Here is a 25,304-nt window from a genome sequence, read left to right as displayed (position 1 = left end):
GGGGTGTGGGGTGTGGGGTGTGGGGAGATTGCTATTGCTATCAATTATCTTCACGATGGGTTCGATGGGAAGTGGGTATCTGAGGAAGCCAGCTCCTACAGAGGCTCTTGAAGGATATTTGAGCAACGATCGCGGTCTCAAGCCTCAAAAGAATCGAAGAGGACAATCCTTTCATCTATTGCTAACAAGTATCATTTATGCTGGAAGGGCTGCGATCGAAACTCTACTCCATACCAGGGGTGAGGCATCCTCCGCCATCGCAATAAACGATACCAACTGCTGACAGCGCTTATGGAAAAATCCGATTTCCCTCCCCCAATCGAAGGTTCCCAATCTCCTGCCGGATTCTTCGCGCGATGGACGTTTCTCGAACCTTGGACGATAGTGGTGGGGGCGATCGCGCTGCTGGTTGCCTCTCCCGTTCTGGTGGTTCTGGCCAATGTGTTCGTCGATGCGAGGGATATTTGGTCCCATCTGGCCTCAACGGTGCTATCGCGCTATATTGCCAACTCCTTTTGGCTCGCCCTGGGGGTGGGGACTGGCGTGTTGGTTATCGGCGTGGGAACCGCGTGGCTGGTTACGATGTGTCGTTTCCCCAACCGTCGGATTTTTGAATGGGCGCTGCTGATGCCCATGGCCGCTCCCGCCTATATTTTGGCCTATACGTACACCGAATTTTTAGAATTTTCCGGACCGGTACAGTCGCTGTTGCGGCAGCTTTTCGGCTGGGAATACGGAGACTACTGGTTTCCCAACATTCGATCGCTCGGCGGGGCGATCGCCCTGATGGCGCTGACGCTGTATCCCTACGTTTATTTGCTGGCGCGGGTGGCTTTTTTAGAGCAGTCCGCCTCCACCCTCGAAGCCAGTCGCATCCTCGGCTGCAATCCCTGGCGCAGTTTTATGACCACCGCACTGCCTTTAGCGCGTCCGGCGATCGTTGCGGGGTTGGCGTTGGCGCTGATGGAAACCCTCAACGACTTCGGGACGGTGCAGTTTTTTGGCGTCGATACCTTCACCACGGGTATTTATCGCACCTGGTTTGCGATGGGAGAGCGGGTTGCCGCCACTCAATTAGCCGCCTTTTTGCTCCTGTTCGTCCTCGCTTTAATTTGGTTGGAGCGCCGTTCCCGTCGCCGCGCCAGTTTCTACCAAACCTCCACTTCCTATAAAAGTTTACCCAGTTACTCGCTGTCAGGACTGCGAGGATTCGGGGCTTGGCTGGCTTGTTTTATGCCGGTGGGTTTGGGTTTTTTGATTCCAGGGACCGTCCTATTGGAAATGGCGATCGCCCATGCGGGGGACACTTTCGACGATCGCTTTTGGGAACTTGCCCGTAATACAGCGGTTGTCGCAACCGTCACCGCAGTTTTCGCCATTGTTATAGCGTTGATTATGGCTTATGGGGTGCGCCTGCGTCCCAATCCCTGGATGCAATTTGCCGCCCGCATTGCTGCCATGGGATATGCCGTTCCCGGTTCGGCGATCGCCGTGGGGGTTTTAGTGCCCTTGGGTCGTTTCGATAATACCGTCGATAGTTGGATGCGATCGACCTTTGGGATTTCTACGGGGTTGCTGCTCAGCGGGACGATCGCGGCGTTGGTATTTGCCTATCTGGTGCGATTCTTGGCGGTTTCCTTCGGTACGGTGGAATCGAGTTTAGGCAAAATCGAACCCAGTTTAGATGAAGCGGCCCGCAGTTTGGGCTATACCCCCACCCGAACTCTAGCGAAAGTTCACGTGCCGATGATGTTGACGGGGTTGCTGACGGCCTCGATGATGGTGTTCGTCGATGTGGTGAAAGAACTGCCCGCGACGTTGGTGATTCGCCCCTTCAACTTCGATACCCTCGCGGTGAGGGCTTACAACTTAGCCTCCGACGAACGCCTCACCGAAGCATCGGGACCGGCTTTGGCTTTGGTGTTGGTGGGAATGATACCGGCGATCGTCTTGAGTTGGCGTATCGCTCGCTCTCGCGATTTTGAATAGAGCGGTATCGCGTTTCTCTAGGGATTGCTATGTCGATCGCGCAACGTCCGCAGTTTATTTACACTAATCGAAGAAATAAGTTTTTTCCATACCCCACACCCCATTCCTACTCCCCGCGTCTGGAGCGTCCGGAGCGTAGCCGAGCATCTGCGCGTTCTCATTCCCCATTCCGCGCCTCCGAATCTCGGTCAGCGACCAACCGAGCGATATACTAAAGAAATGTAAATGAGCTATCCTGCCAGCAGCCCCGCTCTATATTTGGTGAGGTAGTGCCGCCAGAGGGGTCTCCCCAAGGGTCGCAACTGCCGTTCGCGTAGCATCTCCGAAGGAGAAACTCGTCAGGGCGGCGATACAAGGAATCTTTGATTCCGCGCCGCGTCAAATGAGGGTCGGGATATTGCCGGGTCGGGTGTATCATAACAAGCGAGTACGTTTGCGTTAACCACCGTCTACAAAACAAACTGAAATTTGATTTTAGATCCGGTGCGCTAGGGCATTCTGTGTCGTCAATAAAGCTTACCGAGTATCCAAACCGTTGGGTGGAGTTGGTAAGAAGCCCGCGCTCTACCTAGGAAGTGGCTCAGCCGCGACCGATCGGGTTAGCGTCGGGAGTATGTCACTAAAAAATCTTCATAAACTAACTGTTAAGTCTGTATGGACTCAGGAATCGATCTTAAAGGCAGTATCATTCAAACCTTAGTCGATCTTGGTTTGCCCCCTGGTGCGGCCAAGGTCGTGTGGATGCCCTTACCCCTGGGCTTGATGCTCGTTGTCGCCACAGTTGGGGTGCTCGTCGCCGTCTGGCTGGAGAGAAAGATCTCCGCAGCCGCCCAGCAACGCATCGGCCCCGAATTTGCCGGTCCCTTGGGAACCCTACAACCGGTCGCTGACGGTCTCAAACTTCTTGTCAAGGAAGATGTCATCCCCAACAAAGCCGATCCGTGGCTGTTTACCCTCGGTCCGGCGATCGTCGTAATTCCCATCTTTTTGTCCTATCTCATCGTTCCCTTCGGACAGAATTTGGTGATTACCGACTTGGGTATCGGCGCGTTCTTGTGGATTTCCCTCTCCAGCGTCGCCCCCATCGGTTTGCTGATGTCTGGGTATTCCTCCAATAACAAATATGCCCTCATCGGCGGACTGCGCGCGGCAGCCCAATCCATCAGCTACGAAATTCCCCTCGCCCTGGCGGTTCTGGCGGTGGTGATGATGTCCAACAGCCTCAGCACGATCGATATCGTCAACCAACAGTCCGGCTACGGCCTCTTGGGTTGGAATATCTGGCGACAGCCGGTGGGTTTCATTATCTTCTGGATTGCTGCCCTGGCTGAAACCGAACGTCTGCCCTTCGACTTACCCGAAGCCGAAGAAGAAATCGTTGCCGGGTATCAGACGGAATATTCGGGGATGAAATTTGCCCTGTTTTACCTGGGTTCCTACGTTAACCTGATTCTGAGCGCCCTGCTCTTTTCCATCTTTTATCTGGGAGGATGGGACTTCCTCGTTCCCGTGGAATGGCTGACGGATTTGCTGGGCTTGAGCATCAACAGCCCGGTGGTACAAATCGTGACTGCCTCTTTGGGGATTACGATGGTGCTGGTGAAAACCTACTTGCTGGTTTTTCTGGCCATTTTATTGCGCTGGACGACTCCCCGCGTTCGCATCGACCAGTTGCTGAATTTGGGGTGGAAGTTCCTCTTACCCGTCGCGTTGGTGAATTTATTGCTCACGGCTGCGCTGAAACTGGCATTCCCCGCGTTTTTTGGCGGTTAATAGGTCGATCGATCCTATCTTTAAATACGAGAGAGAGAACACCATGTTAAACTTCCTCAAGCAAGTCGGCGATTACGCCAAAGAATCTTTTCAAGCGGCGAAGTATATCGGTCAAGGCTTGGCCGTGACCTTCGACCACATGCAGCGCCGTCCGGTTACCGTTCAGTATCCTTACGAAAAGGTCATTCCCTCGGAACGGTATCGGGGACGGATTCACTTTGAATTTGATAAGTGCATTGCTTGTGAAGTCTGCGTCCGGGTCTGCCCGATTAACCTGCCGGTGGTGGATTGGGAATTTAATAAAGCCCAGAAGAAAAAGCAACTCAAGCACTACAGCATCGATTTTGGGGTGTGCATTTTCTGCGGGAACTGCGTGGAATACTGCCCGACGAACTGCTTGTCGATGACGGAAGAGTACGAATTGAGCGCGTACGATCGCCACGAATTGAACTACGATAGCGTGGCGTTGGGGCGCTTGCCGGCGAATATCAAAGACGATCCGATGGTGACGCCGATGCGGGAGTTTGCTTACCTGCCCAAGGGAATCGTAGACCCCCACGACTTGCCTGCAGGGTCTCGCCGGGCCGGTCGCCGTCCCGAAGAGATTCTCCCAGAACTCGAAGCCGAACAGGCTGCTGCTGGGGAAACCGCCGAGACGAAGTAGTATTCGATCGCGTCTGGCTTGAAAGGCGCGAGATGACGACGACATAGGATAAAGGATAAAAATTGTGAATTTAGCCGAAGGGGTTCAGATCGTTTCTTTAGGTCTACTCACCCTGATGATGATTTCTGCCGCCCTGGGGGTGGTTTTGCTCAACAATATCGTCTACTCTGCCTTTTTGCTGGGGGCGGTATTCACCAGTATTGCCGGAATGTACCTGCTGCTGAATGCGGATTTCGTCGCGGCGGCCCAGCTTCTGATTTACGTAGGGTCGGTGAACGTGCTGATTCTATTTGCCATTATGTTGGTGAACAAGCGCGAGGAGTTCGTGCCGATGACGCGGGGATGGATTCGCAAAGGGGCAACCGCTGCCGTCTGCGTGGGGTTGTTTGCTCTACTGACGACGATGGTTCTGTCTACGCCTTGGTCGATTTCTGGGGCAATGCCGTCCACCGAGAGTACGACGTTGCAAATCGGTCAGCATTTCTTTACGGATTTCTTGCTGCCGTTTGAGTTGGTGTCGGTGCTGTTGCTGATGGCAATGGTGGGAGCGATTATTATTGCTCGTCGCGATATTCTGCCGACGTTTGGATCTCAAGCTGAGGAAGATTTGTCGTTCCAGTTGCCCGAACGTCCTCGCGAGGCGGTGGGGGCTTTGAGCGAGTCGGGATCGGATGCGACGGGAAGTTAATTGGGGAATCTCCCATGGGTAATCTGGCTTGAAGGCGAGCAAGATGCTCGCCCTGGGTGGAACGGAGGCATCTATATTTCTCGAAGGATTGAATGATGTGGGAATGTCTGGGTTCGGTCTCGAATAGAATGCTTGCCTTGGAATTGCTCTAAATAGACTGATAGTTTGAATTGAGTTGCGATCGTAAATATAAAAGGTATGGAACTACAACTCGAATATTTTTTGTTACTCGCAGCCGCCCTGTTTTGCATCGGAATCTACGGTTTGATTACCAGTCGTAATGCCGTACGAGTTCTGATGTCGATCGAGCTGCTGCTGAATGCGGTAAATTTGAATTTAATGGCATTCTCCAACTATCTCGATCCGGAGAATATTAAAGGTCAAATTTTTACGGTATTCGTGATTACGATTGCTGCGGCGGAAGCTGCCGTGGGTTTGGCGATCGTTCTGGCGATTTACCGAAATCGAGATACGGTGGATATGGAGAAGTTTAACTTGTTGAAGTGGTAGGAGTCCTCACAGAAGGTTGACAAAACTACGCTTTTATGGGTTAAAAATCACGAAAGGGCGCGAGCGATCGCGTCTTTTTTAGATATTATCAATTCAAAATATTATGGAAAGAGGATTATTGTGGTTGCCGTTGCTGGTGCTATTTTTCTGGCTGGCTTGGGCGGGATGGAATGAGTATCAGAAAGTGGAAGCCTACCGAATCTGGGCGGAATCTTTTGAGCGATCGAAGTATGATATTTACGCTGTTTTAGGGCAAAAAGGACGAGAGATTACCTGGGGGAAGCCAACCCGAAAAGAACCCAAGGATTTGCAAACGTTTTCACTGGATAATGTGCGATCGATTCGCGTAATTGTCGATGGAAAACCCGTGGAGGGAGACTTACCCAATAAAGGAAAAGCCGGATTAGAATTCACATTGAAAGATACGAATTCTCTCCTCACGATTCCGTTTACTGAGGTCAATATAGCGGCGGAGTGGAAAGAATTTTTGGAAAAGGCGCTCGAGTCTGAATTCATCTGAATAAATTATAAACAGCAGAAATTTGCTCGCCAGATACTTCTTGAGATTTCTTCTCGTGTCCATCACGGATATACAACTTGCCCTTATACCAAGTAGGCTCATTGCCTGCTTGAACTTGAATCATTAATACGGTTTTATCTTCATAGTTAATTGGAACTAAACTAGTATTAGTCTTTGTTTTGAGCCATTCAGGAAGTTCAGAGTTACGAATTTTTCGACTAATAAATAAAACGTAATCATCAATTGTTGTTTTTTTTATGCTTGCCTCTCGGTCTAGTCCAACCACACCAAATGGCTCAAACCGTGTAGCAGTGATACTATCTAATTTCTCTATACGTTTGGTATCTTCTTCCTTATCAGACACCCCAATAAATAAATACCCTATTTTGCCTTTTCCTAAATTTGCCATGGCTGCTATATTTTGACAAATTTTGTCAAAGCTTTTTTCCTCAAATTTACGATTTTTACTGTTTAGCGAGTAGAAACCTTGCTTGAAATCATAATTAGGCGCTTCAGTTTTTGCAAGGCTTAAGTAGTTTTCAAAATCTATAGATGAAGCTCCAGGACTACGTATTGTCTGACTTGCTTCTTTAAAATATTTTTGTATTAATCCTTTTGTTAAGTTAATATTTTTTACTCTATCAGCAGTAGTTGTTGTAGAACTAATTTTTATTTTTCCTTTTAGTTTATATACTGCTGCAAAAATTTTTTCAAAATCAAATGGTTCTTTATTTTCCTTAATTATTAATTCATAAAAAGCCATGAATAGAGTATAAAATGGCTGTTTGACAGGATTTCCTCCCCCGCTTGGATTTAATATTTTCCTTAAAAAGTTTTTGCTATCTTTACCTGCCACGACAAAAATAGCTTTCTTGATTTGATGTATGACAGTTTTGATATCTTTTTTTAAGTTTTCTCCACGGTACTTTGCAATTGCCAGCTCAATTTCATCAGATTTATCCGGACTTCTTTTCCCATAGTAAGAGTCAAACCAATCTTTACTTGCAGGAAAAGGTTTGTTTAAAGCAATTGATAGTATAATATCAGCAATAATTTGCTCATCTTCGCTATCCCGTAAATGTGATACATTAATTATTCCCTGATGACACCAAAATGTATCTTCTGCACGAACTCCATAGCCTAAATTGATTGACTTAGCGTCAATACTAATTGACGGCATTTTTGTGAGAGGAAGTGTTTCTTCTGTAGATACATCTCCTCGAATTTCGCAGGATAGAGATCTAACTAGCCCAGAAAATTCTGTGGTTACGCCAGCTTGCCTCACTTCTTGAGGAGATAAGTGCTTACCATTTGAGTTGATTCTATTAAAAACATCTTCAATTTCTCTTGTTGAATTTGCTGAATAGATTGTAATGGCAAGATTGTATTCTAGAAATTTTCCACATTTTGTAGATTCAAGTAGCTGATAATTTTCTTCTTTTTTGATTTGAATAGAGTTGAAAACACCTTTACTACTTAATTCATTTGCAAAGGGATGCTGAGTCACATCAAAAAATTTATTTTTTACTGAAAACTGATTTTCTATAAATCCAAAAATTGCATTTAATCTCTGCATTCCATCAATAATTTCATACATCTCTTCTTGGTTTTTGGATTGATCGTTACTAAATTTGCCAAATAAAACTAATGGGATAGGGTAATTTAGTAATATGCTTTCTATCAAGCATTGCTTTTCCTCTTTCGTCCATACCAGTTTTCGTTGATATCGACGATTAACAATCAGCTTTTCAGTTCTGTAAAGACGATAAATTTCTAGGATACTTATTCCTTTAGGAGTAATACTCATGCTTTTTGTTCAATTTAGTACTTTTTCATCTAGAGAGTGCTAGTTTATCACTGTAGTCAGATTGTTGGAAAAACCCAGTAATATTTAATCATTAGGGTGAGCTTCGATTGAACCACTTCGATCTCGCCCACCCTATTAAACTACCCCAATCCCTCAAGCAACTGCGCCTTCGCACTCTCCAACGCCGCCGCTAACTGACTCGGATCGCGTCCGCCAGCCTGGGCTAAATTTGGTCGTCCGCCACCGCCACCGCCGCAGAGTTTGGCGATGCCACCGATGAATTTGCCCGCTTGCAAGCCTTTGCCGTTCACCTCTTTACTAAAAGCGGCTACCAGACTGACTTTCCCCTCTCCCGGCGACGAACCCAGCACCACTGCCGAGTTCCCCAGCTTTTGCTGCAACCGTTCTGCCGCCGTTTTCAGGGAGTTGGCATCCGCTTCTCCCATCTGCGCGACGAGTACCTGAAACTCACCCACGGATTCCGCTTGAGAAACCAACCCTTCCGACTGGGCAACGGCAAGTTCCGACTTCACTGCATCGAGTTCCTTCTGGGTGGCTTTGAGTTCCCCTTGCAAGCTGGCGATCCGATCGGGAATCTCTTCCGGCTTGGCTTTGAGGCGATCGCTCAAATCCTTCACCACCCGATCTCGCAAATTCAGATAATCTAAAATTGCCGGCCCCGATACCGCTTCAATCCGGCGAATCCCCGAGGCGATCCCCGTTTCCGAGATAATCTTGAACGCGCCAATCTCCGCCGTATTGCCCACGTGGGTTCCACCGCACAACTCCATGGATACCCCAGAAAAATCGATGACGCGCACCTCGTCGGCATACTTTTCTCCGAACATGGCCGTTGCCCCTTTGGCTTTCGCATCCTCTAGGGCCATCACTTCCACCTGCGCCGGATGGGCTTCGGCAATCCAAGCGTTCACCCGATCTTCAACCTCCTGCACTTCTTCTGGGGTGAGGGCGCGGGGACAGTTGAAATCGAAGCGCAGGCGATCGAACGCCACCAAAGACCCCGCCTGGGATACGGAATCGTCCACGATACTTTTCAGCGCTGCTTGCAGCAGGTGAGTCGCCGTATGATTCGCTTGGGCGCGACGGCGACAGGCGCGATCGATGGTGGCCGAAACCCGATCGCCCCCCTTGAGGGTTCCCCGTTCGACGCGACCGAAATGAACGAAAATCGCTCCCTCTTTTTTCACGTCATCCACCCGTACCAGCAAATCCTCGCCGGAAAGGTAGCCGCGATCGCCGATTTGTCCCCCAGACTCGGCATAGAAGGGAGTGCGATCGAGAATGACTTGCACCTCATCCCCCGCCTGGGCCGCTTCCACCGCATTACCGTCGGCAAACACCGCTTCCACCGTCGCCGTCGCATCGTAATCGGTATAGCCCAAAAATTCCGTTGCTTGCACCGATGCCGCCAACTCATCCAGTTGTCCCCGCACCGTCAAATCGATGGTTTCGTGGGCATCTCGAGCCCGATCGCGCTGGGCTTCCATCTCCACTTCAAACCCATCCACATCCACCGTTAACCCCTGTTCTTCGGCAATTTCCTGGGTCAACTCTAACGGGAAACCATAAGTATCGTAGAGTTTAAAGGCATCTTTCCCAGAAATCTGCTGGGGCTGCTTCGCCAAAATATCCGCCAGCAGTTTCTCTCCCCGTTCCAGGGTTTTCAGGAATTGAGCTTCTTCCCGTTGCAGTTCGGCAACGATAATCTCCTCTCGCTGGCGTACAGAAGGATAGGCAGACTCCGACATGGCGATCGCCGTTTGCGCGACATTCACCGTAAACTCACCCTCAATCCCAATCAGCCGGCCGTGGCGAACCACCCGGCGAATCAGGCGCCGCAACACGTAGCCCCGACCCAGATTGGAAGCCGTCACCCCGTCGGCAATTAGGTGAACCACCGCCCGAACGTGATCGCCGATCACTTTGAGGGAAGTTTTCGTCTTCTCGTTAGATTTGGCGTAATCGATCCCGGCCAGTTCTGCGGCCGTCTTCACGATCGGGAAAATCAAATCCGTTTCGTAATTATTGGGAACCCCTTGCAGGACTTGCGCCATCCGTTCGAGGCCCATCCCGGTGTCAATATTCTTATTTTGCAGGGGGGTGAGGTTGCCCTCCCCGTCGCGGTTGTACTCCATGAACACCAGATTGTAGAGTTCGATGAACCGGGAGTCATCCTCCAAATCGATCGCCTCATCCCCGAGTTCCGGGTGGAAATCATAGTAAATCTCCGAACACGGCCCGCACGGCCCCGTCGGCCCCGATGCCCAGAAATTATCCTTTTCCCCCATGCGCTGGATGCGATGTTTGGCGATACCGATTTTTTCGTGCCACAGGGCAAACGCCTCGTCATCCTTTTTGTACACGCTGACAATTAAGCGATCGGCCGGTAAGCCGAACACCTCCGTCACGACCTGCCATCCCCAGGCGATCGCCTCTTCCTTGAAATAGTCGCCGAAGCTGAAATTCCCCAGCATTTCAAAGAAGGTGTGGTGGCGCGCGGTGCGTCCCACATTTTCAATATCGTTCGTGCGGATACACTTCTGGGAGGTGGTTGCCCGAGGGAAATCCGGAGAACGCTGCCCCAAGAAAATCGGTTTGAACGGCAACATTCCGGCGATCGTCAGCAAAACCGTGGGATCTTCGGGCACCAGGGAAGCACTGGGTAACATTTGGTGTTGCCGTTCGGCAAAAAAGTCAAGAAACTGCTGCCGAATTTCGCGACCGCTCTTGAAAGAAGGATTAAAAGACATATCGAGTCAATGATGAGAAATAGGTAAAAGGAGACAAATCGCCGTCGTTATTTATTGTAGAATGGGCGTTAATCTATGTGTTACTCAGTCTTGCGCGCCAAATATACAATTTTGGATCGCATTTGCAGTTTCCCAAAACTCAATTTAAACCCAAAAACGCAAACTGCAAGACCCGTTCTGTCCGCGTTCGAGTTCCTAGTTATCCGATCGAACTCGATAGGTGCCCCTCGAAAGCGCGAGTTTCTGCGGGCGATTTGACCTAAATATTAGATGAGCAAGTCCCTCTGGTACAATTTGGAACCATCGAGGTTTAGGGGTGTTGAATCCGTACCGTCCAAACGATGACGCGAGAACCCTCTCCTAATTGTCTCGCGATTGAGTCCCTTGCGATCCCTACCCGTCCAAGCATTGTGTGCTTTTTCGGATCGAACGCAATTTTGCCCTCTCTCCTCGTCAAGTCACCATCTCGATCGTATCCTCGCGTATCGGTAGACTTCGATCCGCTATTGAGTCCATAGACACATGCGGGTTTTCGACTCGATTGCTTCTCTTCTAGAACTCTGTCCCACCGACTGCTGGAACGATGTCAGACGCTCGACCCACGACTGCCAAAGCCAATATCCTCATCGTTGACGACCAGCCCGATAACTTGCGCGTCCTCTCGACGATGCTGCGGGTGCGTGACTATCGAGTGCGGGGGGCCCTCAATGCCGACCTCGCCCTCCAAGCAGCTCAAACCAAGCCCCCGGATCTGATTTTGCTCGATATCATGATGCCGGGGGTGAACGGGTACGAACTGTGCCAGCAGTTGAAAGACCATCCCAAAACCCGTAATATTCCCGTCATTTTTATCAGCGCTCTCGATCGCGGTTTTGATAAAGCCAAAGCCTTTCAAGCCGGGGGGGCGGACTACATTACCAAGCCCTTTCAAATCCAAGAGGCGATCGCTCGCATCGAACATCAACTCACCATCGTTCAACTGCAAAAACAGTTAGAACGTCAAAACATCCAACTCCAAGAAGAAGTTAAAGTTCGCAAGCAAGCCGAAGCCAAAGTTCGCCGACTCAATGCAGCGTTGGAGGCCCGAGTTTTCGAGCGAACCCTCCAGCTCGAAGCCGCCAACCAAGATATTTTTAAAGAGATTAACGAGAATAAACTCCTCGAACAAAAGCTGCGCAATAAAAGAGCGCAAATGAAAGCCTTGATGGGGGCAATGACAGATATTGTTTTGGTGCTCGACGAGGAGGCCAAGCAAATCGAAGCCATGCCCACCCCCCTGGCTCAAATCGATCGATTCCATGCAGCTTCCATCGATCGAACCATCGCCCAATTTTACCAAAGTCCCCAAGCGGAGGAGTTTCTCGCCCTCGTTAAAGAAGCCATCTCTACCCAAACGATTCTCAACTTCGAGTATTCGATCCCCTTTGACGAACAGCAGACCCTCTGGTTTTCAGCAAGCGTCTCCCCCGTCCCTCAAATCAAACTCGAAGGGGTTCAAGATCTCCCTCGGGTCATCTGGATAGCTCGTAATATTACACCCCTCAAGCAAGCCGAAGCCCAAATCGAACAGCTCAAGCAGTATTCGAGTTCCAATTCCGTTGAGTCGGAAATGAGGGGAAGGGAGATTTGAGCGCATTTCCTATCTTGATGAATGCATTTCTGGAGACCAACGCCAGCTGTACTTGCATTGCGGGCAGGTTAGATTTAAGGGTCCTAAATGATTGGGCGCGCGCAGTTTTTGGGCACAACTCGGACACAACACAAGACTTTTATTCGCGGGTGATTTTAGAGCGAGTGCCGATGCGTATTCGTACGCGAGGAAAACCAATTCCTTTTGCTTTTCCCAACCCATTCTCGTGACATCCACCCATCGGACAAACGCATCTTCAATATTTCCATGGGTGCTGGTGGGCACGTACAGTGACACGCTCATCCCCCTGTGCCTTCCAAACACGAAATTGCCACAAGCGAGGGACGAGCAGCAATAGCTTTCGGCATAAGGCACTCGATTCACGCGACATTCCCTGGGAAGCAGAGCACCGAGAGCGTCGAGACACTGTCCGTAGTCCGGATGACCTGAAAAACCCACACGCTGAGTTTTCGGATTGGAAGATGGAGCGGATTTATTTTTAGAGTGGTCGATCGTCGCCATTTACTTTAGTTAAAATCAACTTTAAATTCATTAAATTTATATTGTTTAGAGTCTGTTTATTTGACTTGCAGTCACCAAAGTTAAACTTTCAGATCGGTTAAACCAATGCAACAATCAAAAATTTGATGGGGGTTTTTCAAATGATTCATCATTACACGACCCTGGGTAAGTCACTAAAAAATTAGTTCGATCGAATCGATGGTATCCCGAAATTTATATCTAAATTGTGTTGAAAATATTTCAAACAAACGATGTTTTGGGTGTCAATTTATCATTAATTTCCTACAGATTTCGCTAGAATTTCTTCAAGTACCCGATTGAATTCATCGGGCTTAACTTGTGCCACAAAATGTCCGACTTCTGGAATTAAAATAACGGATTCGTGTAATGGATTTTCGTCTCCAGTGAAAGCACCGTTAATATTGCGCAGCTTATCGGCATATTTAGGCAAATCTGAGGGTTCGGAATCAGCGCGCCATCGAAAGATTTCATATAAGGCACTCACAGCCATCTCTCGATCGACACTTCCCATTTTTTCGATAATCGAACTGACGACTTCTGGGTCTGCTTTTGGAGTAAACATCGATTGCACGAGCTGTTGGGAAGCCCCTTGAAAATCTTCTTTAAACGGTCGAACGAAGGCTTGAATTTTCTCTTCAGACGTGTCAAATTCAAATGGGGTATAAAAAGTATCGACTCCCACGATGCCGATGACTCGATCGCCCAATAATTTAGCGGCTTCAATGACAACCGGTCCTCCCATGGAATGACCCACTAACACCACTCGCTCTGCTCCCACTCGATCGACAACGGCTGCCACATCATTACCAAATGCAGACATGGTATATTCCTGTCGTTGACTGCTCGATTTTCCGTGACCGGCCAAATCGAGCCAAACCACTCGATAGTTTCGAGCAAAATAGTCAATTTGGGGTTGCCAAAACTCATGATTGCAAGTCCAACAATGAACGAAAACAAGAGTAATATCCCCTTCTCCACGAGAGTCGTAGAAAATAGAACTGCCATCGGCAGATTCCACCCTCGAGGGATTCTCATCGAGCGTCACAACCGGTCTGCTCTCTGAGATCGGACGATCTGGGGTCGTGCTTTCTTCTTCAATCTCCGAATGGGTACTGCATCCCGAAATTAAGGCGAGACCGGAAAGAAACACAGCGAAAACGGAAGTTCGATCGAGCTTCATATTTTTCCAGGGCACGTGTTGAGAAACATCGCGATCGCATCACCCGAACTCGTCCTTTGACTTTACACCCGGGTTCGATCGGAAGTTCGCGATTTTTATTTCGAGTCTGGGTTAGCTTAATACCCTGTTTTAACGAAGACCCTAAGGATGCGCCCACTCCTGTTATCAAAATGCAGTCAAACTTTACAAGTCTATACAAAAAAGCGATCGAAGCCATACGCAAATCCACCAAAAATCCTGATGAATTCAGCATGGGGGGAAGGACTCAGGGGTAAAGGGAGAAGAAATTCATGACTTCGTTATAGAAATTGATTTGAGTTTTTATTTGGACCCGATATCCGATTGCTGAAGGCTGAATGCTGACATGGCACCTTCGCCCAAAATGTCCAGTTCCCAGAGTAAGAAGCCGAAGCCCTTGATTGGTTTTATTCCCAAGGCTTCACCGCGACTCGACAGATAAATTGACCCCTTGGGCGCGTTGTGGTGCGCTCTGGATTGTCGATCGATTTCAAGCTGAGAAATTGCAGAGAAAGGGTTACGGTTAAGTGATAACTCACCACCCTCAATACTCAATCCCAAGAGTATTGTAAAAGTGGGAATCCACGGACTCAGTAGAAACGATATCAATGAGAATCTTGCTCGTAGAAGACGACGATCGCCTTTGTGCGGTTCTCGTTCCGGAACTCTTAGACAATCAGTATACGGTAGATGTAGCTCGACATCCCCGTCAGGCTTTAGCATTGCTGGCAAACGCTTCTTACGATCTGCTCTTACTCGATGTCGTCTTACCCGATCTCGATGGAATTTCTTTCTGTCGGCAACTTCGCGAGCGAGGATTGGAGATTCCGATTCTCTTACTCACCGCTCGCAATAAGAGTACCGATAAGGTAGAAGGGTTAGATGCAGGTGCTGACGATTATTTGATTAAACCCTTTAATTTGGAGGAATTGTTGGCCCGAATGCGGGCACTGCGGCGGCGGAGTGCCGTCCCCAATACCGAGACGATCGATGTGGGACCGCTGTGTTTGCACCTACATTCGAGCGAGGTGAGCTATAACGAGCGGATTTTGCCCATTACCCAAACTGAGTACAGCATCCTGGAGTTATTACTGCGCAACTCCAACCAAACCGTTACTCAGACTCAACTGATCGAACACGTTTGGAAGTTCAAAGAAGTACCCGGTGGAACCACCCTTCGGTCTCATATCAAAAGCTTGCGCAAAAAGTTTAAAGGTGTGGGTTTGAAGCCGGAACTCATCAAAACGATCTACGGGGTGGGATACCGTTTAGAAAAATTTAACGAAGGAGACATTCCCCCGAAGCCGACCTCTAAGGGTGAGAAAAATTCGACCCGGAATTTGCCGACCCCAACCCGGAAGCAGAAAACCTTAGCCGCTCTGCGTCAAAATTGGCAGAAGTTCCGTAAGAGTATCTTGGCCGATATCGATCGCATCAAAGCCGTGGTCAACGGTCAGGGTCAACTATCGAGTGCCATCGAAACCGCCCACAAGTTAGTGGGGTTGCTCGGTAGCTTGCGTCTGCTAGAAGGAGCGCGTCTGGCTGGGGAAATTGAGAATTTACTGTTGAGCGAAACCCGCATCGAACCGGATCGACCCGTCTTGACGGTGGAAATGTGGAGCGAGCAAGTTCAAGAGCGACTGGCAACGCTGCGCCAAGTCCTCGAAAATCCGGAATCTCAGTGGGAAGAATCCACAAACGACCTTGCCCGAGAGCAGGTATCTGCGACCTCGAAACCTCCCCTGGTGGCGATCGTGGATGACGATCGCCAACTGGCCGAACAATTGCGTCAATCGTTGATGGACCGAGGACTGCAAGCATCCGTCGCCAACAGCATCTCTGACGGAAAAGCACTCATCGAGAGCCACCCCCCCGATGTGGCGATCCTCGATTTGTGCTTCCCTGAAGACATGGAAGATGGATTCGAGTTACTCGCTCAACTCAGGGAGCGCCAACCCCAAATTCCGACGGTGGTCTTGACCGTTCGGGGAGACCTGTACGATCGCGATCGCGTCGCGGATTCTCAAGCGGTCGCATTTTTGCGCAAACCCTGCTCCCCCGAACGGGTACTCCAAGTCGTCGAGCAAGCCCTCGTCCCCCCATCTTCCCCATCGGCAAAAATTTCGATCGTCGATGACGATCCCAACTTTTTGGCATTGTTTCGATCGAGCTTTGCCTCTGAAGAATTGACGATTTCGACTTTGGGGGAGCCGCAACGGTTTTGGGAACACCTCGAAAAGATCGAGCCGAATTTGTTGGTTCTGGATCTGTCTATGCCGGATTTCGATGGATTTCAACTGGCTCAAGTGGTTCGCAACGACCCCAAATGGCAGGATTTACCGATTATTTGCCTGAGTGCCTATTGCGATCCGGAGAAGCTTCAACGGGCTTTTGCGGTGGGGGCCGATGATTGTTTGCATAAATCCATCTCCCATCAAGAATTGCGATCGCGCATTTTCGGCCACTTACAGCGCGTTCGGCGTTTGACTCAAAGAGCGGTCTAGCCTGCGCGATTCACTCGAGTTTAGACAAAAATCGCTCCAAGCCTTGCCTAACGTCAGTTTTGCTGACGTCGCCTCACCGGGATGCCGACTCTCGATGACGTTCGAGGGGTCGACAAGCAGATGGGACGCGAGGGTACAACACTCGGATATAGCGCTTCGCGCTGGTTTATTTACACGATTGAAGAAATCGGTTTTTTCCATTCCCCATTCCTCATGACTGAAAATGTGTAACGATACCGGCGCGAACTGCTATACATCTTCTCCGAGGGAAGGAAAGTACTCCATTCCCTGTTCCCCATTTCCCCTTCCCCCTTCCCCTTTCCGAATTCTGGCGAGCGGGTGTGGAGTGGGGGGATTTCCAGTTGCGACCTTATGCCAGGATCGATTGGCCCGGTGTTGTTCGAGGAATTGTGACCCATGACTCGAACCCACATCTCCTCACGGGCGATCGAATATCCTTAACCTACGCCTCGCGTTATATACGTATTTACCCGCAGTTTTTGGGATACGATCGAAAACAAGTTTTTAGAGTAAACACGGATATAACATCGATTTGAGGTTCGCTATCTCCGCATTTATACCCTGTTTCGAGACTCTTCCAGTCAAAAATTTAAAAGCTGTATTGATTATGGAGCCTTGCTTACAAGGTTTTGTTTAGGCTCTAGTCTCCTCATCCGTACCGCTCGTCTCGAAAGTCAATCTCGATATTAAGAAAATCTAAAGCTACGTAAATTTACTGAAAAGCTTGTGTTAACCTATGGTTAATCTAAGGTTAAAGCAGAGTTAACCAAAGTATAGCTCAATCCAGAAAGAGCGCCTGGAGCGAGTTCTCACAAAGGTTTAACCCGACTTTTGACCCTTAGCTCGAATTAGAGAAGAGGCGACTTATCCCAAAACCAAGCCGATCGGGGAGCGAAAGTGGCGGGAAACTTCTCTAGTTCGATTCTCTAAAAGTTTTCTTAATTTCTGATGTTGTACTTTTAAGCTTATCGGCTTAACTCAATTCGCCTAAAGAGTGGGCTTTAAGCTTAATTCTACCTTGTGCTTCTACCTTCTACCTATGAATCTAGCAACAATTGCTTCAAGCCATCTGCGCCTCAAGCAGAAAGTTCACCCGTGCGAAATTTCAGCTCGTCTGCCTCACAAGTCCTCTAGCAAGACTCGGAATAACCTGGGAAAAATTGCCATATACCTCGATTATCTGCAGGGATATGGTGCTGATAAAACATTGCTAAAAATTGCCAACGGTCTCGCCAATCGCGGCTTAGAAATTGATTTTGTTTTAGCTCGCAAACCTAATCTTTCCCATCTCTCAATTCATCCAAATATTCAAGTTTTCGAGCTAGCCAGCGGTCGCTTTAATCCTCTGAAAAACGTACTGGGATTGACCGAGTACCTCTGCAAGCACCAACCTAACTTATTATTTTCATCGATTCACTTTAATAACGTTGTGGCTGCATTAGCCCTCAAGTTGGCCAATGTAAAAACTCAGTTTATTGCCCGACAGGCTAATACCCTAGAACTTCAATTTAAGGGCTATTCCTTCGGTCTCGGTCGCATTCTCTATCCACTCACGCGGCTGGCTTATCAACGTGCGAATCTGATTATCAGTCCTTCCAAAGGCATGATTTCCGATCTGACTGGGTTCATGAAAGTGGACGAACATAAGATCGAGCAAATTTACAATCCGACGGTGACCCCAGATATTTTTGAACGTGCTCGGGAAAAAACCGGTTGTGATTGGCTCGATCGCAAAACCGCTCCCGTTATCGTGGCCGCCGGACGACTGAAACCGCAAAAGGATTTTCCCACCCTCCTCAATGCTTTTGCTAAACTCAAGCAGCAAGTTTCTAATGCGAAGTTGGTCATTTTAGGAGAAGGACCTCAGCGACAAGAACTTGAAAATTTAGCGATCTCGTTGGGGATTGGAGAGGATGTGAGGCTGGTGGGTTTTCAAGCCAATCCTTATGCATTTCTGGCCAAAGCCGATGTCTTTGCCCTCAGTTCCTACTACGAGGGTTTGCCCAACATTCTCATTGAAGCCTTAGCATTGGGCAAAAAAATCGTTGCCACCAATTGCAGCAGCGGCCCTGCCGAGATTTTGAGATATGGCGAGTACGGTCGCCTCGTCCCCGTTGGCAGTTCCATTCAACTGGCCGAAGCCCTGGAAGTGACGCTAACCGAACCGTTTTCTCCCTTTGGGGAAACCACGCCCGCTCAGAATTTCGATCGCGAACGTCAGGTCGAAAAGTACATTCATGTTTTTCTTTCTCTGCTTGAGAAAGCTGAGGTTTCGTCGGTGGAAAACCGCGAACCCGTTACAGTTCGTTGAAATTTCCATCGTCACGTCATAGAACCTATGAGAATGCAAATTTAACGCGCTCTTCGGCATTCTCGAGTTCGAACTCGTGGAGTTCCCAGAACTCGTTCAAGCAAGCTTACCCAGAGAAAGAACAATGATAACGATCGCAACCAAAGTTGTCGAGGCCACTTCTCGTTTCGCTCGGGCACAATCTACCGTTGCCCCCACGGAATCCACACCGTTTAATTTACTACCCCCCTGTACTCTTCAGTTGCAGCCGGGACAAGTCATTGCCATTAACAGTCATTCCTCCAAGAAACAACACCAGACCAGCAGCGAAGAATGGCTGAAACATTTCTGGCATTTTTCCCTCGCTCAAGAAGTGTGTGCGGACTCGCAATTGGGAGAAAACGGTCTGCGTTTTTGGGCCGACTTGTGCGGCAGCTTCGATAAATCGATCTTTCTGAATCTGCCCACTCATTCCACCCTCCCGCAAAAGCGCAGCCCGATTGGCTGGCGAATCAAATGCTCGATGGATCGGTTAGCGGCGGGAACTCTTCTGCTGATTCTGTCTCCCCTGCTGCTCGTCTTGATGGCACTGGTTGCCATCACCTCACCGGGTCCGGTGTTCTTCCGGCAGTGGCGAGTGGGAGAAGGCGGCAAGCTCTTTCAGATTCTCAAATTCCGCACCATGAGCGTGGATGCAGAACAACGACACCATCAAGTGATGGGCGCTCGAGAGGGCTTGCACAAACGGGAGGACGACCCCCGCATCACCTGTGTCGGTCAATGGATGCGCAAGTACAGCCTCGACGAACTCCCCCAACTCATTAACGTCCTGCGGGGGGAAATGAGCTTGGTCGGCCCTCGTCCGTGGGCGCTGTACGATGCCTTGCGCATCGAACCGGCCGGTCGGATGCGACTGAATGCGATGCCCGGAATTACCGGGGCGTGGCAAGTGTCTGCTCGATCGACCCTCACGGATTTGGGTGCTGTGAACGATCTCGATTTGAACTATTTGCGCAACTGGTCCCTGCGGGAAGATTTCAAGCTGCTGCTGCTGACGATTCCCAAGGTCTTCTCGGGATTTGGAGCTTGTTAAAGCCCCTTTGGCAGCGAGTGGTCCGCGACGAAAGTCCAAGGAGTTTAGATCGATATGATGCGAGCATCTCGCTCGTAACAGCGCCAAAATTTTCCGGGCGACCCGAGCGAGATGTTTCCACTTCAATTCTTCATTATCAAGTTTGACAAATTTCAAGTTTGACGAAGCGCGATAACCAAAGCGCCATCAATCATTTTTCTGCCCGTTTCATTCAAACCAATCAGGAGCATCGAAGACGATGAACGCAAGCATTCACAAGATCGCCCGTAAAGCTTACTACGGCTACGAAGCCCTCACCAATCGCAAGTTTTACGATCTCAAGCAAGAAGCTGGCGGGATGTTGTGGCCGCGGACCTATAAGAAAATCTACGAACTCTGTCGCGATTTGCCCGATCTCGATATTATCGAAGTGGGCGGCGCCACCGGAGCTGGCAGCATTGCCATCGCCTTGGGGTTGAAGGATGCCAACAAGGAATCTAAATCGATCGTGGTGGAAAAATGCCAAGGTGGTACCCGATCGGATGTGGGCGGTTACCAAGACAATCTCAATTTAATTCAAAGCCACTTTGCCAAGTTTCAAGTTCAAGACCAAATCGTCCTGTATCCTCACGAACTGACCTTTACAAATGGTTCCGAGGTGCTGAATTTGGTGCAAACTAGCGGTATTTCTGCCCTGATTCACGATGCCGACGGGCGGATCGATCGCGACTTTTTCCTCTTCTGGGAGTATCTGCAACCGGGTGGTCTCATCATTGTCGATGACTATGCCGACCATCCGAAATACAAACCCATTGACGAGCGCCATCCCCAAGGTGGGATTAAGTCGGTGATGACCTACCGACTCCTGAATCAGCTCGTCAAGTGGGGTTTGTTCGAGAAAACCTGCAAAATCGGTAATACCATCTTCGGACGCAAACCCCTCAAGGCCGATTTCAGTCGCTTTGAGTTGGGCACCTGTCAGGAGATTATCGCCCAAGTCCAGCAGGAGCGCATTACGGTGTTAGATCGACGCGGCATTCCCCTACAAACGGTCTGAGAAACACTCACGGACACCGTTCGAGCGGGATGGATAAAATTTGAATCGATCGCCTTGGGGTCAACCCTCGAACCCGATTCGATCTCCCCTCCCCCTCGAACGGCGAGCAAAAGCAATGTTCACAGAAATTTTCGCAGGGTCAAGTAAGCAATGACATCTCTTCAAATTGTCGATCGACTCAGCGATCGATTGCACCGGGAAAATATCCGCTACTGTCACTGGAAAAGCAACGAGCATCTCGATGCGGCAGTGGAAGGAAAAACCGATCTCGACGTTCTATTCGATCGCACTGGAAAATCTCAACTCGAGCAGATTTTAGCGGAGGTTGGATTTAAGTATTTTGAAGCCGTCTCCTACCGTCGGTACGTGGATATCGAAGATTACTTAGCCATCGACGAACAAACGGGAACCCTCGTTCACCTCCACCTCCACTATCGACTGGAATTGGGGGAGAAAAATCTCAAGGGATATCACGTTCCCTGGGAAGAACGGTTGCTCTCGACTCGGATTTATAACGATGAGTATAATTTCTATACTGTCGAACCCCATCTCGAACTAATTATTTTGGTGGTTCGGGCCGTGCTCAAAATCCGGACTCGCGATCGCCTCAAATCCTTATTAGGTGGGGATTATTTTGCCGGGGATTTTCTGCGCGAGTTTCGCTGGCTCAAAGAACGGATCGATCGCGATCGCTTGAGGAAATTAGGCAAGGAACTCTTAGGGCCCACCGCAACCCAACAGATTCTCCACGCCATCGACGACGAGGCCAACCTACAACAGTTATTGGGACTCGAAAACCCGATTCGGGCCCCCCTGCGACCCTATCGCCGCTACCATCCCCTGGTTTCGACGGGACTGCGGTGGCACCGGGAAGCGCAAACCCTCTGGGCAAAAGTCCAGCGCAAGTATTTTCAAACCCCCAAAGCCACCCATCGCACCCCCGTTGGCGGTGGCACGATCGTCGCGATTCTCGGGGCGGATGGGTCTGGTAAATCGACGGTGACTTCGGAGATTGTCAGCAGCCTGTCGCAAAAGTTGGATGTTCTGCCGTTGTACCTGGGCAGTGGGGATGGTAAAGCCTCTGCCATTCGACAGCCGTTGATTTGGGCGCGCAAGGGACTCAAAGCATTGCGATCGCATCGCTCGAGCAAACAGCAATCCTCCAAAACCGGAAACCACCAGCCCAAACCCACCGCTTCCCTTTCGGGATTGGGACAACTGGTGTGGGCGTTGGTTTTAACCCAAGAAAAACGCAATAAGCTCAAACAAGCGCGGGTGGCGAAAGAAAGTGGGACGATCGCCATTTGCGATCGATATCCCCAAAGTCAAATTCTCGGGTTGAACGACGGCCCGTTGCTCAGTGACGGTTCGAAATATCCTCAGCCGTTGCAGAAGTGGGAGATGGAATCTTACCAACGCATGGTCCAAGCTATGCCGCCGGATTTGGTGATTAAGTTGAACGTGACTCCGGAAGTGGCCATCGCCCGTAAGTCGGAAACCCCGCCGGAAACCGTCCGCCAGAAGGTGGAAGCAGTGCGATCGCTCACCTTTGGAGATCGAACCACTGTCGTTACCATTAATGCCGATGGGTCTCTCGATGATGTGTTAGTTCAGGCAAAGCAAGCGGTATGGGCGCATCTTTAATACCAAAACAAGGGCTAAAACAAGGGTCCAAACAAGATCGGTCATCGGCACCAATCGTCGAATTTATCGGTCTTCCCGGTGCGGGGAAAACCACCCTCTGCACAGAAGTGACCCGGCAACTGCACGATCGAGGTCTCTCGGTGGTTTGTCGAAATGACATCCTACAGGAGTGGCATCGAAATTCCATGGGGCAAAAATTGAGGCAACTCTGGCCCGATTGCCCCCGAGATTGGCAGGTGTTGACGCAGATACTGGCTTTGGCGGCGCAAGTACAGCCGTTGAATACCACCAGCGTTCTGAAGGCGGCAACGACTTATGTCAACGCTAAGCGCAACCATCGCACGGCATCGCATCTCCCGCAAACTCGATTCCTCGATGGAGGGGGTTTGCCAGAAGCAACCTTACTGCTCGACCAGGGCGTTTTGCAAGAAGCCTGGTCGGTAGCGATTTCGGGGAAGAATCCGCCTCTGAAGGCTCTTCAGAGGGCGATCGAGGGGTTGGCAGGGGATGGTACGATGCGGGTAGTGGCGTTGACGGTGGATGTGGAAACAGCACTCGATCGCATCCAACACCGTCCCACCCACAACAGTCGGTTCGATGCCATGAATCCCGATCGGGCCAGCGAAATCTTATCGGCCTCTGTTGCATCTTTGCAAACCATTCTCGACGGACTTCGATCGCTGGGCGTTCCCATTTTAGACGTGGACAGTTCTCATCCTATTCAAGAGAACGCTCGCGCGATCGCTCAATGGATTTTCCCATAGAAGGATGCTGGCAAACCTCAATTCTAATACCCTTTGAAAGTCCCTTTTTATCCCCATTTTATGGGACTCGGTCTCAAAACCAATACGATCGAGACTTACCTGGATAAGGAAGAATTGAGTGCAACTTCATGACGAAACCGGATGAGGTCGACCCCCGCTCGAGTTTGGAGAACGTGGGGAAAAGGGACTTCATTCACCCTCAAAACGCGATACTCTGTCACGAATTTTTCGACAAAAGTAACAATGGATACGGAACGCGAACCGTTTTTTTGTTGAAAATAATCGAATTCTGTTTCTATTTTTTGCTCGAAAAAAATTGCTATTTTGTCTGACAAATAGTCTGTGATAGAGCTGTCTGAATTCTGAATTTTCGTCGAGAATAACAAAGCCGATCTCGAAAATCGCAAAGCTTTGAAGAGGGCGATCGAGCCTTGATTTAGAGTTTCTATAATTTTAGTTCGATCGTTTTCCAAGAATGATTTGATTTGTCATTCAAAATTTTATCTTTAACTTTTTTGATGACTCAAAACTGTAGGAGCCAATCATGAAAACTAACATTCTATCGTTCTCTCCTCAACTTGCCACGATCGAGCTACCCAGCATGATGGGCGAAATCGATCGAGAAGCATTTCGATCGCAACTCATTTTGACTCTTCTCGATCGAACCACCTCCATTCTGTTAATTGATATGAAGCAAGTGGAGTTTCTCGATAGTGCCGGTTTGATGGTTCTCATTTCCGCCTATCGGTTGGCAATCGAGTTAGATCGACGGTTGAGTTTTTGTTCCGTGACCCCTTCGGTGCGGATGATTTTTGAGTTAACTCAACTCGATAAAAAGTTTGAAATTTTTGAAAATCGCCAAGCTTTCGATCTCACTCTGGCTTGACGTCAGTTGGGAATTCGACCGTTTCGAATGAGGATGGGGAACGGGGAATGGCTTTGGGGAGTGGGAGAGGGGGAGACGGGGAGTTGGGGGAGAATCAACCCATAAAATCTCGTTCAACTCACAGGAGCGATCGCATCCATTGCGAACAGCATTTCCATGTGACGACACCCCCAACTCCCTCGACCGCCTACATCACTTCGAGAACGTACTCAAACGTGGTCGTATCCGACAAATCCAGACCCGTCCTCTTGAGCACCACACCAATCAACTCCCGCTCCGGTGAGGGTACGGGCGCCACTACATTCGGGTTGAGGCTCCCGGATTCGACGTCAATGTCAATATCCTCAAGTAAGAAGATTTTGGTATGACCGCTATTGGTTTCGCGCAACTCGTAGTCCGAGGCACTGCCGTGGAGGATAATTTGGTCGACACCCACATCCAAATCCCGGATAATTGCCCGACCGGCGTTACGTTCGGCCGCAGTGGTGCCATCATCGTCGTAGAACGCGCTATACTCGTTGCCCAAAACAAAAGAGTCCGCTCCACTGCCGCCAATGAGGCGGTCTCGCTCTCCCGCACCGGGTGAGCTCGTGTATTTATCCACGCCAATGAGAACGTCATCGTCGAGACCACCGTGGAGAAAATCGTTTCCAGTGCCGCCGATGAGGGTGTCATTTTGTTGGTTTCCCCGTAGGGTGTCATCCTCCTCGTTACCGAAAACCTCGTCGTTATCAGGACCACCGACGAGAACATCGTTCCCAGTACCACCGGCGAGGGTGTCATCTCCTTGGTTTCCCTGTAGGGTGTCATCGCCCTCGTTACCCAAAACCTCGTCGTTGCCGGCTCGGGCGCGGATGCGATCGTCACCAGCGAGGGCATCGATGACCTCGTCGGCTTCGGTATAGGTGAGGTCGTCATCTCCAGAAGTAGGAGTGGGACCGGTGACGTCATCAACCCCATTAATCGTGACGGT

Annotated in this window: 19 protein-coding genes; 15 read left to right on the top strand and 4 right to left on the bottom strand. The window is 49.7% G+C overall.

The features are described 5' to 3' along the window. From AC2215_RS14985 to AC2215_RS14955, 7 genes are all read left to right on the top strand, one after another. On the top strand, positions 1 to 283 hold a 283-nt coding region (locus AC2215_RS14985), incomplete at its 5' end, for a hypothetical protein (RefSeq protein WP_486810821.1). Positions 284 to 291: 8 nt separating this feature from the next. After that, a complete protein-coding gene (locus tag AC2215_RS14980) occupies positions 292 to 1,989 on the top strand; it encodes an ABC transporter permease (RefSeq protein WP_486810820.1) in 1,698 nt (565 codons plus the stop codon). A 654-nt stretch (positions 1,990 to 2,643) separates the two neighbouring features. Beyond that, complete coding sequence (gene nuoH, locus AC2215_RS14975) at positions 2,644 to 3,762, top strand: NADH-quinone oxidoreductase subunit NuoH (protein ID WP_486810819.1); 1,119 nt, start codon at positions 2,644 to 2,646, stop codon at positions 3,760 to 3,762. A 43-nt stretch (positions 3,763 to 3,805) separates the two neighbouring features. Continuing rightward, complete coding sequence (gene ndhI, locus AC2215_RS14970; RefSeq protein WP_486810818.1) at positions 3,806 to 4,426, top strand: NAD(P)H-quinone oxidoreductase subunit I; 621 nt, start codon at positions 3,806 to 3,808, stop codon at positions 4,424 to 4,426. 64 nt (positions 4,427 to 4,490) lie between these two features. Further along, positions 4,491 to 5,114: an NADH-quinone oxidoreductase subunit J gene (locus AC2215_RS14965; RefSeq protein ID WP_486810817.1), complete on the top strand. Its 624-nt coding sequence runs from the start codon at positions 4,491 to 4,493 to the stop codon at positions 5,112 to 5,114. A 198-nt stretch (positions 5,115 to 5,312) separates the two neighbouring features. After that, positions 5,313 to 5,624 carry an NADH-quinone oxidoreductase subunit NuoK gene (nuoK, locus tag AC2215_RS14960; protein ID WP_486810816.1) on the top strand — a complete coding sequence of 104 codons (312 nt, stop codon included), beginning with the start codon at positions 5,313 to 5,315 and terminating at the stop codon, positions 5,622 to 5,624. Between the two features lie 103 nt (positions 5,625 to 5,727). Continuing rightward, entirely contained in the window at positions 5,728 to 6,144 is a 417-nt protein-coding gene (locus tag AC2215_RS14955; protein WP_486810815.1) for a hypothetical protein, read from the top strand. Here AC2215_RS14955 and AC2215_RS14950 read toward each other — a convergent pair. Further along, the gene (locus AC2215_RS14950) at positions 6,137 to 7,951 is read right to left on the bottom strand and encodes a GmrSD restriction endonuclease domain-containing protein (protein ID WP_486810814.1); all 1,815 of its coding nucleotides are present in this window, start codon (positions 7,949 to 7,951) and stop codon (positions 6,137 to 6,139) included. The two genes, AC2215_RS14955 and AC2215_RS14950, sit on opposite strands and share 8 nt — an antisense overlap. A 140-nt stretch (positions 7,952 to 8,091) precedes the next feature. Further along, on the bottom strand, positions 8,092 to 10,722 hold the full coding sequence (gene alaS / locus AC2215_RS14945) for an alanine--tRNA ligase (protein ID WP_486810813.1): 2,631 nt from the start codon (positions 10,720 to 10,722) through the stop codon (positions 8,092 to 8,094). Positions 10,723 to 11,305: 583 nt separating this feature from the next. On the opposite strand from alaS, the gene AC2215_RS14940 reads away from it, so the two are divergent. After that, complete coding sequence (locus tag AC2215_RS14940) at positions 11,306 to 12,352, top strand: response regulator (RefSeq protein WP_486810812.1); 1,047 nt, start codon at positions 11,306 to 11,308, stop codon at positions 12,350 to 12,352. 796 nt (positions 12,353 to 13,148) lie between these two features. Here the strand turns inward: AC2215_RS14940 and AC2215_RS14935 are convergent. After that, complete coding sequence (locus AC2215_RS14935; protein ID WP_486810811.1) at positions 13,149 to 14,075, bottom strand: alpha/beta fold hydrolase; 927 nt, start codon at positions 14,073 to 14,075, stop codon at positions 13,149 to 13,151. A 626-nt stretch (positions 14,076 to 14,701) separates the two neighbouring features. On the opposite strand from AC2215_RS14935, the gene AC2215_RS14930 reads away from it, so the two are divergent. From AC2215_RS14930 to AC2215_RS14900, 7 genes are all read left to right on the top strand, one after another. After that, positions 14,702 to 16,597, top strand: a complete 1,896-nt coding sequence (locus tag AC2215_RS14930) for a response regulator (RefSeq protein WP_486810810.1) — start codon at positions 14,702 to 14,704, stop codon at positions 16,595 to 16,597. A gap of 1,060 nt (positions 16,598 to 17,657) precedes the next feature. Further along, positions 17,658 to 18,929 (top strand): glycosyltransferase, encoded by a 1,272-nt coding sequence (locus AC2215_RS14925; protein WP_486810809.1) that lies wholly within the window; start codon positions 17,658 to 17,660, stop codon positions 18,927 to 18,929. A 124-nt stretch (positions 18,930 to 19,053) separates the two neighbouring features. Continuing rightward, the gene (gene hepC / locus AC2215_RS14920) at positions 19,054 to 20,001 is read left to right on the top strand and encodes a heterocyst development glycosyltransferase HepC (RefSeq protein ID WP_486810808.1); all 948 of its coding nucleotides are present in this window, start codon (positions 19,054 to 19,056) and stop codon (positions 19,999 to 20,001) included. A 238-nt stretch (positions 20,002 to 20,239) separates the two neighbouring features. Next, positions 20,240 to 21,037 carry a class I SAM-dependent methyltransferase gene (locus AC2215_RS14915; protein WP_486810807.1) on the top strand — a complete coding sequence of 266 codons (798 nt, stop codon included), beginning with the start codon at positions 20,240 to 20,242 and terminating at the stop codon, positions 21,035 to 21,037. A 150-nt stretch (positions 21,038 to 21,187) separates the two neighbouring features. After that, the gene (locus AC2215_RS14910) at positions 21,188 to 22,681 is read left to right on the top strand and encodes a nucleoside/nucleotide kinase family protein (RefSeq protein WP_486810806.1); all 1,494 of its coding nucleotides are present in this window, start codon (positions 21,188 to 21,190) and stop codon (positions 22,679 to 22,681) included. Further along, positions 22,666 to 23,445: a nucleoside/nucleotide kinase family protein gene (locus AC2215_RS14905; protein WP_486810805.1), complete on the top strand. Its 780-nt coding sequence runs from the start codon at positions 22,666 to 22,668 to the stop codon at positions 23,443 to 23,445. Before AC2215_RS14910 ends, AC2215_RS14905 begins: the two co-directional genes overlap by 16 nt. A 544-nt stretch (positions 23,446 to 23,989) precedes the next feature. After that, on the top strand, positions 23,990 to 24,331 hold the full coding sequence (locus AC2215_RS14900; RefSeq protein WP_486810804.1) for an STAS domain-containing protein: 342 nt from the start codon (positions 23,990 to 23,992) through the stop codon (positions 24,329 to 24,331). A 187-nt stretch (positions 24,332 to 24,518) separates the two neighbouring features. Here the strand turns inward: AC2215_RS14900 and AC2215_RS14895 are convergent. Then, positions 24,519 to 25,304, bottom strand: a 786-nt coding sequence (locus AC2215_RS14895; protein WP_486810803.1) for a calcium-binding protein, incomplete at its 5' end; no start/stop codon positions are given.

The organism is Zarconia sp., assembly GCF_057467645.1.
The sequence above is the reverse complement of the archived record's forward strand: the minus strand, read 5'-3'. Positions and strand labels throughout refer to the sequence as shown.